The sequence below is a fragment of the Arenibacter catalasegens genome (assembly GCF_002909235.1).
In the GTDB taxonomy this organism is placed as follows: Bacteria; Bacteroidota; Bacteroidia; order Flavobacteriales; family Flavobacteriaceae; genus Arenibacter; species Arenibacter catalasegens.
Genome location: NZ_PHQQ01000002.1, coordinates 280,762 through 298,677 on the forward strand (window position 1 = coordinate 280,762; position 17,916 = coordinate 298,677).

General features: G+C 38.5%; 13 protein-coding genes and 1 pseudogene. 10 read left to right on the plus strand and 4 right to left on the minus strand.

The window, feature by feature from the left end:
- The first annotated feature begins 11 nt into the window (after positions 1–11).
- The 5 genes and pseudogenes from CWD90_RS03100 (at position 12) to CWD90_RS23685 (ending at position 5,270) form a co-directional block, all read left to right on the plus strand.
- A complete protein-coding gene (locus tag CWD90_RS03100) occupies positions 12–1,472 on the plus strand; it encodes a NupC/NupG family nucleoside CNT transporter (protein WP_103474458.1) in 1,461 nt (486 codons plus the stop codon).
- Between the two features lie 335 nt (positions 1,473–1,807).
- On the plus strand, positions 1,808–2,632 hold the full coding sequence (locus CWD90_RS03105) for a thymidylate synthase (protein ID WP_103474459.1): 825 nt from the start codon (positions 1,808–1,810) through the stop codon (positions 2,630–2,632).
- Between the two features lie 158 nt (positions 2,633–2,790).
- Positions 2,791–3,951, plus strand: a complete 1,161-nt coding sequence (egtB, locus tag CWD90_RS03110; RefSeq protein WP_103474583.1) for an ergothioneine biosynthesis protein EgtB — start codon at positions 2,791–2,793, stop codon at positions 3,949–3,951.
- A gap of 9 nt (positions 3,952–3,960) precedes the next feature.
- Positions 3,961–4,932 (plus strand): L-histidine N(alpha)-methyltransferase, encoded by a 972-nt coding sequence (egtD, locus tag CWD90_RS03115; protein WP_103474460.1) that lies wholly within the window; start codon positions 3,961–3,963, stop codon positions 4,930–4,932.
- 57 nt (positions 4,933–4,989) lie between these two features.
- A pseudogene (locus tag CWD90_RS23685) lies at positions 4,990–5,270 on the plus strand (DUF427 domain-containing protein).
- 84 nt (positions 5,271–5,354) lie between these two features.
- On the opposite strand, the gene CWD90_RS03125 reads toward CWD90_RS23685, so the two are convergent.
- Together CWD90_RS03125 and CWD90_RS03130 are read right to left on the minus strand one after the other, a co-directional pair.
- A complete protein-coding gene (locus tag CWD90_RS03125; RefSeq protein ID WP_103474461.1) occupies positions 5,355–5,651 on the minus strand; it encodes an isoamylase early set domain-containing protein in 297 nt (98 codons plus the stop codon).
- 154 nt (positions 5,652–5,805) lie between these two features.
- Positions 5,806–6,888, minus strand: a complete 1,083-nt coding sequence (locus tag CWD90_RS03130; RefSeq protein ID WP_103474462.1) for an aminotransferase class V-fold PLP-dependent enzyme — start codon at positions 6,886–6,888, stop codon at positions 5,806–5,808.
- A gap of 56 nt (positions 6,889–6,944) precedes the next feature.
- Here CWD90_RS03130 and CWD90_RS03135 point away from each other — a divergent pair, with 56 nt between their 5' ends.
- Together CWD90_RS03135 and CWD90_RS03140 are read left to right on the plus strand one after the other, a co-directional pair.
- Positions 6,945–7,331 (plus strand): 2TM domain-containing protein, encoded by a 387-nt coding sequence (locus CWD90_RS03135; RefSeq protein WP_103474463.1) that lies wholly within the window; start codon positions 6,945–6,947, stop codon positions 7,329–7,331.
- 5 nt (positions 7,332–7,336) lie between these two features.
- Positions 7,337–7,828: a dihydrofolate reductase gene (locus CWD90_RS03140; protein ID WP_394335815.1), complete on the plus strand. Its 492-nt coding sequence runs from the start codon at positions 7,337–7,339 to the stop codon at positions 7,826–7,828.
- A 22-nt stretch (positions 7,829–7,850) separates the two neighbouring features.
- On the opposite strand, the gene murI is transcribed toward CWD90_RS03140, so the two are convergent.
- The gene (murI, locus tag CWD90_RS03145) at positions 7,851–8,642 is read right to left on the minus strand and encodes a glutamate racemase (RefSeq protein ID WP_103474465.1); all 792 of its coding nucleotides are present in this window, start codon (positions 8,640–8,642) and stop codon (positions 7,851–7,853) included.
- A 135-nt stretch (positions 8,643–8,777) separates the two neighbouring features.
- Complete coding sequence (locus CWD90_RS03150) at positions 8,778–10,139, minus strand: UDP-N-acetylmuramate--L-alanine ligase (protein ID WP_103474466.1); 1,362 nt, start codon at positions 10,137–10,139, stop codon at positions 8,778–8,780.
- A gap of 296 nt (positions 10,140–10,435) precedes the next feature.
- Here CWD90_RS03150 and CWD90_RS03160 point away from each other — a divergent pair, with 296 nt between their 5' ends.
- From CWD90_RS03160 to CWD90_RS03170, 3 genes are all read left to right on the plus strand, one after another.
- Positions 10,436–10,753 (plus strand): cupin domain-containing protein, encoded by a 318-nt coding sequence (locus CWD90_RS03160; RefSeq protein ID WP_103474468.1) that lies wholly within the window; start codon positions 10,436–10,438, stop codon positions 10,751–10,753.
- Between the two features lie 41 nt (positions 10,754–10,794).
- Positions 10,795–11,580, plus strand: a complete 786-nt coding sequence (locus CWD90_RS03165) for an SDR family oxidoreductase (RefSeq protein ID WP_103474469.1) — start codon at positions 10,795–10,797, stop codon at positions 11,578–11,580.
- A gap of 241 nt (positions 11,581–11,821) precedes the next feature.
- Positions 11,822–17,905 (plus strand): alpha-2-macroglobulin family protein, encoded by a 6,084-nt coding sequence (locus CWD90_RS03170; protein WP_103474470.1) that lies wholly within the window; start codon positions 11,822–11,824, stop codon positions 17,903–17,905.
- Positions 17,906–17,916: the final 11 nt, after the last annotated feature.

The window sequence follows — 17,916 nt, forward strand, 5'->3', positions numbered from 1 at the left end:
ATAATTATTGGATGAGAAATAAACTTTGGGTGTTATTTGTTTTCTGCTTTATAGCTTTTCCATCCTTCGCCCAAGAAATACCCAACCCCAACCTGTTACAGAGCAGCTTGGAAATCATACCCAATCAAGGCATATCTTTTCAAAGTATTTGGAGAGGGATTTTAGGAATGTTATCCTTGATTTTTATTGCCTACCTTTTCAGTAACAACAAAAAAGCTATCAATTGGAAAACAGCAGGAATTGGACTCTTTATCCAACTTGTGCTGGCCATTTGCATTCTTATTGGTGACAAAATAGGCTTTAATGCTTTTGGGTATCGATTTGACCTTAGTTTTGTTTCGAAAATTTTTGAGTTTGGCGGGGAAATTTTTGTCAGTATTTTAGATTTTACCAGAGCAGGCAGTAAATTTCTTTTTGAAGGATTGGTAGTGGACATGGATACCTTTGGATTTATTTTTGCATTTCAGGTCCTGCCGACCATTATCTTCTTTTCTGCACTTACCTCAGTTTTGTTCTATCTGGGAATAATACAAAAAGTAGTTCAGGCATTGGCATGGTTATTAACCAAAACACTAGGGATTTCGGGTGCAGAAAGTTTAAGTGTTACCGGTAATATTTTTTTAGGACAAACGGAAGCTCCCTTACTAATAAAGGCCTATTTGGAAAAGATGACTAGGTCCGAAATACTTTTGGTCATGATAGGCGGCATGGCCACTGTGGCCGGCGCCGTTCTAGCTGCGTATATTGGCTTTTTGGGAGGAGACGATCCCATCCTTAGGCTACAGTTCGCCAAACACCTTTTGGCCGCATCGGTTATGGCAGCACCAGGTGCCATTGTTATCTCCAAAATTTTATATCCTCAAACCGAAGAAATAAACACTGAGGTACATGTTTCCAATGAAAAAATTGGTTCCAATATACTAGACTCCATATCCAACGGAACTACAGAGGGCTTAAAATTAGCGGTAAATGTCGGCGCTATGCTTTTAGTATTTGTTGCTTTTATTGCCATGATAAATGGTATATTAAATTGGACAGGCGATATTACGGACCTAAACCCATGGATCGCCTCCAATTCACCTTATGAGAAGTTTTCTTTGGAAGCCATACTGGGGACCATATTTGCTCCTCTTATGTGGCTTATCGGAGTAGATTCCACAGATATTATGCTGATGGGGCAACTTTTGGGCATTAAATTGGCTGCCAGTGAATTCATTGGGTACATACAATTGGCAGAACTAAAAAATATAGCCAACAGTACTCATTTCTCATTCAACAAATCAATTATCATGGCCACTTATATGTTATGTGGCTTTGCCAATTTCGCCTCTATTGGAATTCAGATAGGGGGCATAGGTTCCTTGGCGCCAGGTCAGCGAAAAACCTTGTCCGAATTTGGCATGAAAGCAGTACTGGGAGGTTCTATCGCCTCTTTACTTTCCGCTACTATAGCGGGAATGATTTTGGGATAAGTCAATTACCTCAAGGCAAGCCCGCCCATGAGGCATCGAAAGGAAACTACTAAAAGTAGTTCGAATCCAGCCTGAACGGAACGGCAGGCCTGCCCGTTCCGTTTAGGCGGACAAGTGCAGAGCATTCAAATCTCACTAAGTGAGTAAAAAAAAACAAATCCAGAGATTTGCTGAACACGGAAATATTCGCATTATTTCCCGTTAATAAAATTTAATAACTTCAAACCTTAGAACATCGTACCCAAGGTAGATTTACCTAATTTTGCTAGACAATTTTTTAGACTAAAATCTAAACTATACTCCCTCCTTTTTGGAGATTAACAAGGCTAAGGCATATGAAGCAATATCACGATTTACTAAACCATGTATTGGAAAATGGAACCCAAAAAGGAGATAGGACCGGAACGGGCACCAAAAGTGTATTTGGCTATCAAATGCGCTTTGATTTAGCGGATGGCTTTCCCATGGTAACCACAAAAAAACTACACCTAAAATCCATTGTCCACGAATTACTTTGGTTTCTAAAAGGAGATACCAATATTACTTATTTACAAGAAAACGGTGTTAGGATCTGGAATGAATGGGCCGATGAAAACGGTAATTTAGGTCCTGTTTATGGATATCAGTGGCGCAATTGGAATGGTGACGAGATAGATCAGATAAAAGAAGTCGTAAACTCCCTTAAAACCAATCCCAACAGTCGTCGTATGTTGGTTTCCGCATGGAACCCGAGTGTTCTACCAGACACCTCATTATCATTCTCGGAGAATGTCGCCAATGGCAAAGCGGCATTGCCCCCATGTCATGCATTTTTTCAATTTTATGTTGCCGACGGAAAATTGTCCTGTCAATTATATCAAAGAAGTGCAGATATATTTTTAGGTGTTCCGTTCAACATTGCATCCTATGCCCTATTCACCTTAATGATGGCACAGGTTTGCGGATTGCAACCTGGCGAATTCATTCATACCTTTGGCGATGCACACATCTACAACAACCATTTTGAACAAGTTGCCCTGCAATTAAGTCGTCCCCTCAAGCCTTTGCCAAAAATGGTTTTAAATCCTAATGTAAAGGACATTTTCGACTTTAAATTTGAAGATTTTAGTTTGTTGGAATACGACCCGCACCCACATATTAAAGCAGTAGTAGCCATTTAAAACATTATTCCTCAGTAGAAGTGTAAGGAAAACTTTTTTTCTAGACTAATTCTCAGTGATAGTCAAAAACCTGTTACAAAATGAAACGGGTTAATTCCCTGTTTTTTTGGGTTAATCATAAGTCGCGTACATTTCTTAATTTAGGGATAAATATTGATATGGTCCTTACAGGTCAGATAACTGATTTTTTTTTAGAAACTAGAAAGCATACTGAAACCATATGCAAGCCTCTGGAAATTGAGGATTATGTGGTACAGCCTATAGTAGATGTTTCTCCCCCAAAATGGCATTTGGGCCATACCACATGGTTTTTTGAAGAATTCATCCTCAAAAAACACTTTCACGACTACAAATCATTCGATTCCAACTTTTCATTTGTTTTCAATAGCTATTATGAAACGGTAGGCAAAAGAGTAATTCGTGCCGATCGCGGCAACCTTTCCAGACCTTCGGTTGCCAAAGTTTATGAGTACAGGACCCATGTTACACAAAACATGAAGCTGTTTTTAGATCAGGGAATAACGAGGGAGATTGAGGAATTGGTCGAAATAGGCATCCATCACGAAAAACAACATCAGGAATTATTATTAACGGATATTAAATATATACTTGGCAATAATCCACTTTTGCCAGTATTTTCGTCTTCCCACAAAGAACATATCCCTGATGATTACAATCAGGAATGGGTAAAAATTGCTGAGGGCATCTATAGTATTGGACATAATTCCGATGAATTTTGTTATGACAATGAACTAGGCTTTCATAAGGTGTATCTCCAACCATTTTCCATATCCAATAAGTTGGTGACCAATTTGGAATACCTAGCTTTTATGGAGGATAATGCTTATAAAAAATTTGACCTATGGCATGCCGAAGGATGGGATTGGGTTAAGAACAATCAAATCAACGCCCCGCTCTATTGGCACCAAATAGATGATGATTGGCACAATTACACCTTAAATGGACTGCAAAGCATAGACTGGGAAGCGCCCATTACCCACATATCCTATTTTGAGGCTTATGCTTATGCACAATGGAAAAACTGTCGCTTACCAACAGAATTTGAATGGGAAATAGCCTCCCAATATTTTAATTGGGGCAAAAGATGGGAGTGGACGGAAAGCGCCTATTTACCTTATCCAAATTATAAAAAAGCGAGCGGCGCCCTTGGCGAATACAATGGCAAGTTTATGGTAAACCAGAAGGTGCTTAGAGGTAGTTCTATTGCCACACCAGCAAAACATGCAAGGCACACATATCGCAATTTCTTTCCGACCAATCTACGATGGCAATTTACAGGGATTAGATTGGCCAAATAACAATAATTTATGGAACAACAAACAATAACAGCACTTGACACTAAATTCCAAAAGGATGTATATAACGGCCTAACGGATTTCCCAAAGCACTTATCCTCAAAATATTTCTACGACCATAAAGGTGATAAGATTTTTCAGCAAATTATGAATATGCCAGAGTATTATTTAACCAGTTGTGAATACAACATATTGGATTTGAATAAAGCTCAAATAACGGCCCTGTTTGCAAAAGAAACCACTAGCATAAATTTATTGGAACTTGGGGCTGGTGATGGCACCAAAACCAAAATATTATTAGAGCAATTATCGGGTACCGGAATAGATTTTAAATATATTCCTATCGATATTAGCCAAAATGCCCTGGACCAATTGGAAACTTCCCTTTCCTTGGATTACCCAACCGTAAATGTTGAGACAAGACAGGGCACTTATATTGAAACCCTAAAAGCCATAAGAAAGGAAGGGAATTCCAGGAATATAATCCTTTTCCTAGGTTCCAATATTGGAAATCTATTGCATGACCAAGCTCTTGGATTCCTGTCGGAGTTAGAAAGATCTATGGAAATTGATGATATGATCTTACTGGGTTGCGATCAGAAAAAAAATCCACAGACCATCTTGGATGCCTATAACGATCCGGCCGGAATTACGGAAGCCTTCAATAAAAATTTACTAAAGAGAATAAATTCGGAATTGCAAGGGAATTTTGAATTGGACAAATTTTTGCATTGGGAAACCTATGATCCGCAAACTGGTACGGCGAAAAGTTATTTGGTATCCAAAGAAGCACAAGAAATCCATATAAAATCTATTGACTTAGTCGTTAATTTTGAGGCTTGGGAAACAATCCATACCGAGATTTCCCAGAAATATGATGATAGTGACATTACCAACTTGGCAAATGAGGCCGGCTTAAAAGTTTTGAATGCCTTCACGGATTCCAAGAAGTATTTTAAGAATTATATCCTGATAAAAGAATAGAATTAAGGAATATCCCCAAAAGAAAAATTTATATGAACAACATTAAAAACCAAAACAATGAAGGCCATCTGGAATAGTAAGATAATTGCGGAAAGTGATGATACCATTGTTATTGAGAACAACCATTATTTTCCTGCCGATAGTATTAAAACGGAGTATTTTTCCCCTAGCACAACCCACACTATATGCCCTTGGAAAGGTTCTGCTTCTTATTATAATTAATGGTGGATGGTGCAAAGAACAATGATGCGGCTTGGTATTATCCGGAAATAAGCGATCTAGCGAAATCGATTCAGGGAAGAATCGCATTTTGGAAAGGGGTTACTGTAGAAAAATAAGTTCTAAAGGAACGATGATAAATAAATATTCTCATTAATCTGATACCATTGAAGTTAAATATCAATGGTATCAGATATAAATAATTACAATTCCAAAACTGAATTCTCAGCACCAGCGAATTCATTCCATTGGTAACGATCAGCCTCAGCCTCGTTAATGAAATTACCATCCACTATATACTTAAATTCATATGTTTGTTCTTTAGGTAAATCGAAAGTCCCCTTGAAGGTTCCATTTTTCAATTTCTTAAGTGCACTACCTTTTGGGCTCCAATTATTAAAATCTCCTACAACCGCAACCTTCTTGGCATCTTCTGCAGGAACTGAAAAAGTTACCTTGCATACTGGCTTACTCTTTAAATATTGTTTTGTAATTCCCATAACCTCTAAATTTTAGATTAAAGTGCAAAATTACATCATTAAATCCCTCATTACCAATGACCAATGTCATTTTTATCATTTTCTTAAAATAAGTTTAACAATTGACCTACTTTAATAATTTAACAGGGCAAAATTCCTAAGAAATTAACATTTACTATTTTTCCTTAAGGATTCCTATAATCTTATCTATCTCATTTTCTGTATTGTAGAAATGAAAACTTAAACGAATACCGTTTCCCCGCTGGGCACAAATCACATCCTTCTCCAATAATTTAGCATATATATCCTTATTTGCCGAAATATTAAAAATAGAACTATGTTCTTTTCGCTTTACAACGGAATCTTCTAATAGCCCTAAATTCCCAAACTCCATTTTTGCCTTTTTAGATAGCTTTTTAATTTGGTCCGAAATAGTCTCCATACCAATGCCCGATAGAAACCCTAGAGAATAATTTAAACTCCCAAAATTAAATGTATCCAAATGTCCAGGCTCAAATTGTTTTGCGAAGGACACCTTATCTTTGCCATTCAAATACGCATTTGCCGAATTAAAACCAACAGAGCGACAAGTAAATTTGGCAGCTGTTTCATCTGCAAATAACATAAATCCGTTTCCGTATCCTCCAAGAAGCCATTTATAGGAACTGCCACCTACAACATCTATTCCTGAATCCTCAAAATTAAAAATATCGGTACCCAAATATTGAGTACCGTCCGCTATGATCAAGAGATCAGGGAACTTCATTTTTAAATTCCTTAAGAATTCCAGATCAACTTTGATGCCATTTAACCATTGCACCAAGCTTAGGGCCAGAACATTGATGTTCTTGGATTTGATATTGTTATAAATATCTTCCTCCAAACCCTCGGTGACCTTTACATAGTAGGTGGTACACTCCCTATTCTCAAAAGGCCAATTAACGGAAGGATAATCCCCTTCCAACAACAATACATTTCTTTTGCCTCCCATTCCTTCCAATAATAAATTGAGTCCAATGGAAAAATTGGGTACCAAAGCTACATTTTCAGCCTTACAGCCAAAGAATTTTCCAACGGTATTTCTGGTTTCTGAAATAAGTACATTACTTTTCATTTTCATCATACTCCCTCCAATAAGGAAATCAAGGTCATGTTCCTGACGCCAATCCAGAAGACCATCATAAAGCAAACCTGAGGTGGCTGTATTTACATAGGTGTATTGACTTAAAACTGGGAATTGTTTAATAATCTTTTGCATATCCAAAGATGTAAAATTTGTATTTATGGTATCTTTGTCTAAAGATAGGAATTAGGATGTTCTTCAAGAATAAAAAAAAATCACTTATAGAAATTGAGCAGCATGAACTCTTGGAACATGCTCAAACTAGGATAAAACAAAAAAAGAATCTGTTTAGCCACTTTGTGGTGTTTTTGATCGGAAGTGTATTTCTGATCATCATCAATAAAATACTTAAGTATGGCGTGGAATACAACTGGTTCGTCTGGGCCATTACCTTTTGGGCCTTTTTGTTCGCCATTCATATCTTTAACGTATTTGTTACCACAAAATTCATGGGCTTGGAATGGGAGCGGGCGCAACGCGAAAAATTGGTCTTAAAACAAAAACATAAAATAGCCGAATTGCAGAAGGAGATCGAAACCGACTTTCCTTTATCCAACATTAATAAAAAAAAAGAATAGTGAACATTCTATCTATCATAGCTGCTGCCGCAGAAAACAACGCTTTGGGCAAAGACAACGACCTATTGTGGCATTTACCCGACGATTTTAAACGGTTTAAAAGTCTTACCTCAGGGCATAAAATAATCATGGGTCGAAAAACTTTCGAGAGCTTCCCTAAACCTTTGCCCAATAGAACCCATATTATTATCACCAGGGATAAAGACTATACCGTAAACCATACCCATTGCATTGTAGTACATTCCATTCAGGAAGCATTGAACTTGGTAAAAGGCGACTCCTTATCCTTTATTATCGGAGGAGGCGAAATCTACCGGCTTGGATTGGAGCATGCTAACCAAATAGAACTTACCAGAGTGCATGGGTCTTTTGAAGCGGACACCTTTTTCCCTGATTTTGACGAAGCTAAATGGCAATTGACAAAAGAAGATTACCACCCTAAGGATGAGCGACATAAATATGATTTCACTTATTTAACGTATATGAAAAAGTCATAATAACGACCACTAAGGCAAAAAGTTAAAAGTCCAAATATTCTGCCCTATAAGGAACCCTATCCTCCTTTAAAAAGGATTTTAAAACTAAAATATCCCCGTTTGTAAAAAATTGATGTTCTATATCTTCTTGATCCAAGCTGTTTAGTAAATAAAATTGCTGTAATACGTTTTTGGTGTGTTTGGCTACCCCCTCCCCAGAGTCAATAATCTCAATATTATTTGGTAAAATTTCCCTTATCAAGGGTATTAAATATGGATAATGAGTACACCCCAGAACCAATTGATCCATCCCTTGGCTTAACATTGGTTCCAAATAGGTTTGCAATAGCTCCCGGGTTTTGGGGGTATGAACCTCTCCTTTTTCTATAAGCTCCACCAAGCCTGTACCAACTTGATCAAGCACCTTTATGCCATTAGCGTGGATTTCCGAAGTACTATTGAACAAGGCACTTGTTAAAGTCCCCTTTGTAGCCAATACTCCAACAGTCTTAGTTTTGGAATTCAAGGCTGCAGGCTTAATAGCAGGTTCAATTCCTATAAGTGGTATGCTGTAGCTGGCCCTAAGCTCTTTAATGGCGTTAGTAGTAGCCGTGTTACAGGCAACAACTATAAGCTTACAACCCCTTTTTAAAAGTAATTCAACATTTTTAATACTAAGTTGTAGAATTTGCTCTTTTGATTTTTCACCATAGGGGGCATTCTTACTATCGGCCAAATAAATTGTTGATTCATGTGGAAGAATCTTATTGATTTCACGCCAAATTGAAGTGCCTCCAATGCCCGAATCAAAAATACCTATAGGACCTTTATTCATTTAAAAAAAGATAAATCAGCCATAAAGTTACATTAATATTGCTTTTTGCAAAGGTTCTTTAATCGAATTTAAAATCCTTTTGCCTCAAACCCTGGTCACCTTTATTTAACATAATTTCAAACGAATAATGCCTATTTAATAACATTCCACCATCTCTTTAACCTCTTCTAAATTCAATCCACCGTAATTTCCTGAACTCATTAAAAGTAGTACTGAGTTGTCATATTCCTGACCAAAAACAAAATTTTTGAAAATTTCGGCCTCTGTAAAAATTTGTAAATCGTTCCGAACAAAGGCCTCTGAAATTTGTTCTGGGGTCACCTCTTTTAGCTTTTTAATTTTAACCGATTCCGGCAAATAGAAAACCGCTGCTATATCGGCGGCTTCCAGCGCACCCTTATACTCCTTTAAAAACTCGGGATTAAAGCTACTATAGGTATGTAATTCCAAACATGCAATTAATTTTCTATTCGGATACTGCTCCTTTACGGCCATGGTCGTGGCCATTACCTTGCTCGGTGAATGGGCAAAATCCTTATAGGCAACAGCGGTCTTTCCCTCTGCAATTTTTTCCAATCTTTTGGAAGCCCCTTTAAAGGATGCTATTGCTTCATAAAAGTCATCCTCATCCACGCCCATATTTTGGCATATCCATTTTGCCCCCGCCAAATTGTTCAAGTTATGCTTCCCGAAAACCTCAATAGGCATGGGCCCCTCTGGAGTCTCCAAAATAGTTTGTCCGTTTTCAACAGCATATTGAGGAGTATGATATGGGAGTTTTCGAATAGCATTCTCGGATGCCTTTACCACCTTATCTACTTCCAGGTCTTCTTCATTATAGGTAATACTCCCTCCTTTTACGATGCTATCCACAAAAATTCGAAATTGCTCCACATAGTTATCATAGGTAGGAAATACATTAATATGATCCCAAGCTATTCCACTTAAAAGGGCAATATTGGGTTTATATAAATGAAACTTTGGCCTCCTATCTATTGGCGAGGACAAGTATTCGTCCCCCTCCAAAACTATAAAATCGTTCTCCTCGGTAAGGTGCACCATGCGATCAAATCCGTCCAGTTGTGCTCCAACCATAAAATCTACTGGTTTATCATGATAATTTAGCACATGCAAGATCATAGAGGTAATAGTGGTCTTGCCATGGCTTCCCCCAATGACAACCCTAGTTTTATTTTTGGATTGTTCATATAAAAATTCTGGATAGGAATATATTTTCAATCCTAATTCCTGTGCCCTTAACAGCTCTGGGTTATCTGCCTTGGCGTGCATTCCTAAAATTACCGCATCCAAATTGGAGTGTAACTTTTCCGGAAACCAGCCAAAGGGTTCTGGTAAAAGCCCCTTAGCTTTCAACCTAGTTTTGGAAGGTTCAAAAATTACGTCATCACTTCCCGAAATAATATACCCTTTATGATGTAATGCCAAGGCCAAATTGTGCATTGCACTGCCTCCGATGGCAATAAAATGAATATGCATGAAAAAATCAATTTAAGGGGTAAAGATAATCATTGTTCAAGGCTATCAAAAATGTTATTGAAAGGTTTCATTTTAAGGAAAATAAATAGCTTCAAACCCAAGTTGCCCTGGACCCTTGAAGGAACCTATCTAAGGGTCGAGACATTAAACCAGTTACCCCGCCAAAAAGGCGGGGTTCGTTCGACTATCCCATTTCAACACGCCTGCGGCTTTTGAAATACGGACCTCACGAATAAGACCGAAAAGCATCGTTAAAACCTGATTATTTTTTAATTTAGTACCAAACAACCCAATTGATGAAAATAAAACTTGCAGAAATTGTTTCTAAGGAAATTATGCCCGGCTATCATGGAAAACTTATTCATGCACAAAATATGAGTTTGGCCTTTTGGGAAGTAGAAGAAGGTGCTAAAGTTCCAGAGCATAAACATATAAACGAGCAGGTAATGCAAGTGCTCGAAGGGAAATTTGAATTTACTTTGGGCGGTATTACCAACACCTACGAACCAGGAGACCTGGTAATAATCCCTTCAAATATTCCCCATAGTGGGCGAGCGCTGACTCCCTGTAAATTAATGGATGTGTTTAGCCCAACAAGGGAAGAATATAAATAAAAGGCCCTTCCTAAAGGGATCGGGTTTAAAAATTAAAAAGGATGAACATATCACTTAAAAATAAAAAAGCATTGATAGGTGGCAGTAGCCGCGGAATAGGCAGGGCCATTGCCCAGCAGTTGGCACTAAGTGGCGCTAGTGTAACAATAATGGCCCGTAGTGAGGATAAATTAAAATCTCTCGTATCAAATCTTCCTACTGATAATGGGCAACGCCACCAGTATTTGGTGATAGATAATTCCAATCTTAACAGCTATAAGCAAACTATTGCTGATTTCTTTAAAACAAATACAGTTGATATTTTGGTTAACAATACCCAGGGACCCGCAGCGGGAGGGGTCTTGGAAAAAACATCAGAAGATTATCAAGATGCGTTCAACCTACTTTTTAAGACCGTGGTATTTACAACGGAACAGGCCCTCCAGGGAATGATTGCCCAGAAATATGGACGAATTATTAACGTAGCCTCTGTTTCGGTAAAGGAACCTTTGTCCTATTTGGCGCTGTCCAATACCATTCGGGCCGCAGTAGTTACCTGGTCCAAAACCTTGGCTTCCGATGTTGGCCAATACAACATTACAGTGAACAGTACCTTGACAGGATATTTTAATACGGAAAGGTTAAAAGAACTTAATGGTGCCAAGGCTAAATCCTTGGGTATTCCGATTGCTGAAGTTGAAAAGCAAATGCTCACCCATGTTCCTGTTGGCCGATTTGGCAATCCAGCGGAATATGGCCATTTGGTTACTTTCTTAGCATCCGAGTACGCCTCCTTTATAACCGGAACCAATATTCCAATAGATGGTGGGTTGCTTAAATCTCTATAAATTGTTGGCTTCGGAACAGAATTCCCCGCGTTTCCAACTTTGCCCAAAAGTATTGGGCTCTTAAAGGAAATTAATGCTTCTATAGACTGAGAAAAAAATCGGTGTACTTCGGAAGCAACGTTGGTATTCTTTTTGCATCTAAGCACTTCAAGGTCGGTTTGCTCATTCAAAAGTACAGTTTACTCATTTACCCTTGCGATACCATAATATATAGCCCAATTTTGTTTCTTAAATTATTACGATGAAAAAGATAGCAACAATATTCACCATAATTCTATTCTCTCAAATGGGACATTCCCAATCTATCAACGATTCTTATACAGCGCTTTGGGAAAGGGTACAAAAATTTGAAAAGGAGGCACTCACAAAATCCGCCCTAAATATTGTAGCCTTAATTTCCAAAAAGGCCCAAAAAGAGCAGAATTCTGTTGAGATCATAAAATCCCTTTTATACACCTCCAAATACGCCTTAACCTTAGAGGAAGATGCCCAATTAAAAATAGTGCAAGACTTTAAATTGGAAATAGCCCAAAGCCAATTCCCCACCACCAATATTCTGGAAAGTTATTTGGCGAATATGTATTGGCAATATTTTCAACAAAATAGATATCAATTCTACGACCGTACAGAAACAAAGAAAAAAGTAGATTCTGTTGACTTTAGAACCTGGGACCTAACCACTATTTTCCATGAAATTAGCATACATTTTGTTGCCTCATTACAGAATTCATCGAAATTACAACAGCTAAAAGTAGCTTCGTTCAAAGAAATCTTGTCAGAACAAAAAGGCTCGGAAACTTTTCGCCCTACCCTGTTTGATCTTTTAGCCCATTCAGCCTTGGATTTTTATAAGACAAGTGAAACCAGTATTACACGGCCAGCTGATAAATTTGAACTGGATATGCCCGAAATACTATTTGAAGCAAAACAATTTGTTGAACAAAAAATTAGTAGTGATGACGAAACTTCTCTGCAAGCCAGGGCCATATTGGTTTATCAGCAACTCTTGGAGATGCACTCCAAGGACCCCTCAAGCTTGGCATTTGTGGATGTTGATATAGAACGAATAAAATATATAAGGGAACATGCCGTATTCCAGAATAAGGACCAACAGTATTTGGAGGTGTTGCAGAACACGGCCGAAGCACTAGGAAATAATAAAAACTCAGCCTTATACCTATATGAAATTGCATTGTTGTACCGCGAATGGGGTAATACCTATCAACCTAATACCAAAGAAGTACACCGCTGGAAACAGAAAGAAGCCTTGGCAGTTTGCGAATCTGTTATAAGTCAATTTCCAAATACTAGGGGCGCAGAAAAATGTAAAGCTTTAAAATCAGAGATTCTTTCCAAAGACATTCAATTGACCGGGGAAAGATATATTCCGACCAACAAGCCTTCGCGTATACTTGTAGAATATAAAAACCTGAATGAGATTTTTTTATCAGCTCGCAAGATTTCCCAAAAGGAAATAAAACAGCTTAACGAGCTATATCCTGAGGACAAGAAATTAGCATTTATTCAAAAGCTAAAGGAAGTTAAAAAATGGGATGCAAAACTCATTAATGAAAAGGACTATCAATCCCATAAAATTGAAATTCCCTTACCTGAATTGGCGGACGGGTCCTATATCATTTTAGGCCTCCCAAATCCTGATGCACAAACAACTTTCTCCTTTAGCCCTATCCAAGTCACCAATCTGGCATTGGTAGAGAGTCAAACCAACACGGATCATCACTTCCAGCTAATTGATCGCAACCACGGAAAACCCATTTCAGGGGCTACCTTAAAATTCTCCTATAATCTAAACTACGAAAGACCTGTACTGACCAAGACTTTGATTTCCAATGAAAAAGGCATGGTAACCCTTCCCTTATCTAACCAGCGCTGGAACAATGTAGATATCCTGGTTAGCGCAAAAGATGAAGAGGCCTTCTTTGATGACTTTTATGTTAATCGCAATTATGACCAAGGGGAGGGAGACAACCTCTATTCCTGTTTTTTATTTACGGACAGAAGCATTTACAGGCCGGGACAACCCTTATATTTTAAAGGATTGGCGATAGTGCAAAAAGATGATAAATCCTCCGTACTTACCAAAACTAAATTAACGGTAAGCCTTATAGATGTTAACCATCAAGAAGTTGCCCAACAAGAATTTAAGACCAATGATTATGGTTCCTTTTCAGGAGAATTCATATTACCCAACAACGGACTTACAGGTAATTATTATCTGAAAGTAGATTCTGAAGAAGTTGATATTAGCGGTAATAGTTATTTTTTAGTGGAAGAATACAAACGTCCCAAATTTGAAACCGCCTTAGATCCGGTTAAGGAGACTTACAAGGTTAATGATAGTATATCCGTTCAAGGTAAGGCCACTGCTTATGCAGGAAGCCTTATTACCGACGCCAAGGTAAGTTACACCGTACGCCGGGTAGTCTATTATCCAAAATGGTATTATTGGCACCTACCCTATTTTGATGGCACCCCTCAAGAAATTGCCCATGGCAAAATAATTACTGATGCCAATGGAAAATACACCATTAATTTTAAGGCCCTACCGGACCTAAGTATTGCCAAAGAAAATTTACCCACCTTTAATTATGAAGTTACCGCTGACGTCACAGACCTCAATGGCGAGACCCATAGTGCAACTACCATGATCAACGTTGGATATCATGCGCTTACCGCTGATATCCAAATTGCAGACCTCCTAAATAAGGATATAAAGAATCCTAAGATTACTATTTCCACCAATAACCTAAACGGGCAATTTGTTCCAGCACAAGGAACCTTGAAAATGTATAAACTAAAAGCGCCCGGCAATGTCTTAAGACCAAGACCATGGGCAGCGCCTGATTATGATGGCTTTGGAAAGTCCAAATTCAAGGAAATTTATCCGCATGAAGCCTTTGGTAAGGAAGACAATTCCGCCTATTGGGAAAAGGGTGAACTGGTATGGGATTCCAGTTTTGATACAGGAAAATCTAAGGAAATTAGCCTAGGTACCATTAAAAAATGGATGTCCGGTAAATATGTCATAGAACTGGAAACTAAGGATAAATTTGGACAACTGGTAAAGGATATTACGCAAACTACTTTATACAGTGATAACGACAAGAAGTTGGCCGACAATCAGCTTTTTCAAATCAAGTCGGACAAAAGTACTTATGAAATAGGGGATAAAGTACAGCTTAGCTTCCTCTCTTGTGCCGAGGATATTTCTATCTCCGTATTCATTGAAAAAGACCGGAAAGTTGTGGCAACCCATATCATTGAATTGCACAATAATTCTAAGTCTATCGAAATTCCCGTTACGGCGGACGACCTAGGTGGATTTGCCATAAGTTATAGTTACTCAGCATTTAATTCATTTCAAACGGGAAGCCTTTCCATTGCTGTTCCCTACCCCAGTTCGGACCTTGAAATAGAAACGCTTACTTTCAGGGATAAGTTACTTCCTGGAGCGGAAGAAACTTGGTCCTTTAAAGTTAAAGGGCCTAAAGGAGATAAGGTAACGGCAGAATTGCTGGCCAGTATGTACGACGCCTCATTGGATGCTTTTCAAGGGCATCATTGGAATTTTTCCCCCAATTACAGAGGACAATATTATACCCACGGGAATCTGAATGCCAATAAAAGTTACGGGATTACCTCTTTTAACACCTATTTAAATTTTGGGGACGGTTTCGCCTATGACCCTCAGTATTATGACTCCTTGGATTGGTTCGACTTCCATTTTGGATATGGCTACGCCAGGAGGGAAAGAATGATGATGAAGAGCAGTGCCCCGGGTGCCATAATGGAAATATCAGCGGATAGTGAAGCCCTGGAAGAAACAGTAGTGACCGGTTTTGGGACACCAGCTCCAGAAAACAAGGCGGGCAGCCAAGTTCCACAGGACAACAATGTTGAAAAGGATGGGTTTGATGATATTCAGATTCGGAAAAATCTTCAAGAGACGGCTTTTTTCTTCCCTCAACTGCTGACCGATCAAGATGGTAATGTGACTTTCAGCTTTACAACGCCCGAAGCTTTAACCAAGTGGAAATTACAGTTGCTGGCACATACCAAAACCTTGCAAAGTGCCACTACTACTTTGGAAACGGTCACGCAAAAGAAATTGATGGTTACCCCCAATGTACCTCGATTTTTACGTGAGGGCGATAAAATAATTATAAGCACAAAAATTGCTAACCTTACGGACAAATCGCTTAATGGAATAGCGAGGCTGGAATTGCTGGATGCCCTAAGCGGTAAAGATATCACCCATGAATTATTGATTACTGATGACAGTCTAGGAACAGCTAAAACCGAAAATTCCTTTACCGTAGATGCCAAGGGAAATACTCAAGTATCCTGGAACCTAAAAATTCCAGAAGGAATTGAAGCAATCCAATATAAAGTAATGGCAAAAGCGGGCGATTTTAGTGATGGGGAACAAAATGTACTCCCTGTACTTACCAACCGTATGTTGGTTACCGAAACCTTACCAATGTGGGTACGAGGTAATGAAACAAAGACCTTTACTTTGGAAAAACTTAAAAATATCAATTCCACTACCTTAAAGCATCACCAACTTAGCCTGGAAATAACTTCCAACCCAGCGTGGTACGCGGTACAAGCCCTACCTTATTTAATGGAATACCCTTATGACTGTAATGAGCAAATATTTTCGAGATTCTATGCCTACACCTTGGGTGGATACATTGCCAATTCCAATCCTAGAATCCAAGAGGTATTTAAGCAATGGGCCAATTCAGATGCCTTATTGAGCAATCTTGAGAAGAATCAAGAATTAAAATCGATTTTAATTCAGGAGACACCCTGGCTGCGAGATGCCCAATCTGAAAGCGAACAAAAGAAGCGTATAGCATTGCTCTTTGATCTTAATAAATTGAAGAATAATCAGACCAATGCCCTTAACAAACTAGAACAGAACCAAATGTCATCCGGTGCTTGGGCTTGGTTTAATGGCGGTCCGGAAAACCGGTTTATCACACAACATATTATCACTGGCTTAGGGCATCTTAAAAAACTAACATCCACCGAAGGACGAGAAGGAGCATCCGGGACCAACAAAGGCGTTGACCCTAAAGTACAGGAAATAACAGAAAATGCGGTTGCTTATTTGGACAAGGAGTTTGTAAAGGAATACGAGCAAATGAAAAAATACGCCAGAAGTCTGAACGATGATCACTTGAGCCAGACCCAGCTGCATTACCTATATATGCGCAGTTTTTTTCCAGACATTTTAATCCCTAAAAAGGTTAATGAAATTATGGAATACTATAAAACACAGGCGCAAAAATTTTGGGTAAAGCGGGATTTGTATTCCAAGGGACTTCTTTCCCTTTTCCTATACAGAAATAATGATACAATAACTGCCAATAAAATAATCAAGTCCTTGGAAGAAAATAGTATTACTAGTGAAGAATTGGGTATGTATTGGAAAGAAAACACCAATTCCTGGCATTGGCACCAAGCACCAATAGAGACCCAGGCACTATTGATCGAAGCTTTTTCTGAAATTAAAAACGATGTTAAAACTATAGACAACCTTAAAATATGGTTGTTAAAGCACAAACAGACCAACCAATGGAAAACTACAAAAGCGACCACAGATGCGGTATATGCACTACTATTGCAGGGAAGTGACTGGTTATCCATAACGGATGCTGTTGAGGTAACGGTGGGAGGAGAAAAAATTGAAGCTTCCAAACTGGATAATGTTAAAGTGGAAGCCGGTACTGGATATTTTAAAACCACTTGGACCAAAAACGAAGTAGTTCCGAAAATGGCGGAGGTTCAACTTGTTAAAAAAGGAAATGGAATTGCCTGGGGAGCCTTGTACTGGCAATATTTTGAGGATTTGGACAAAATTACGACTGCAGATACACCTTTGAAATTAAAAAAGAAAGTGTTCTTAAAAACGAACACAGATACGGGTGAGGTAATATCGGAAATCAATGACGAAACACGATTAAATGTGGGCAATTTGGTTCGAATAAGAATTGAATTAAGGGCAGATAGACCCATGGAATTTGTGCATATGAAAGATATGAGAGCTGCTGGATTGGAACCCATCAATGTACTTTCCAGTTATAAATGGCAAGACGGACTGGGCTTCTATGAGAGCACTAAAGATGCCAGCACAAATTTCTTTTTCGACTATTTGCCAAAAGGAGTTTATGTATTCGAATATGACTTAAGGGTTAACAATGCAGGTGATTTCAGTAATGGGATTACTACGATACAAAGTATGTATGCACCAGAATTTAGTAGCCATAGTGAGGGGACAAGAATTGCAGTGGAATAGCAAAAAAACAT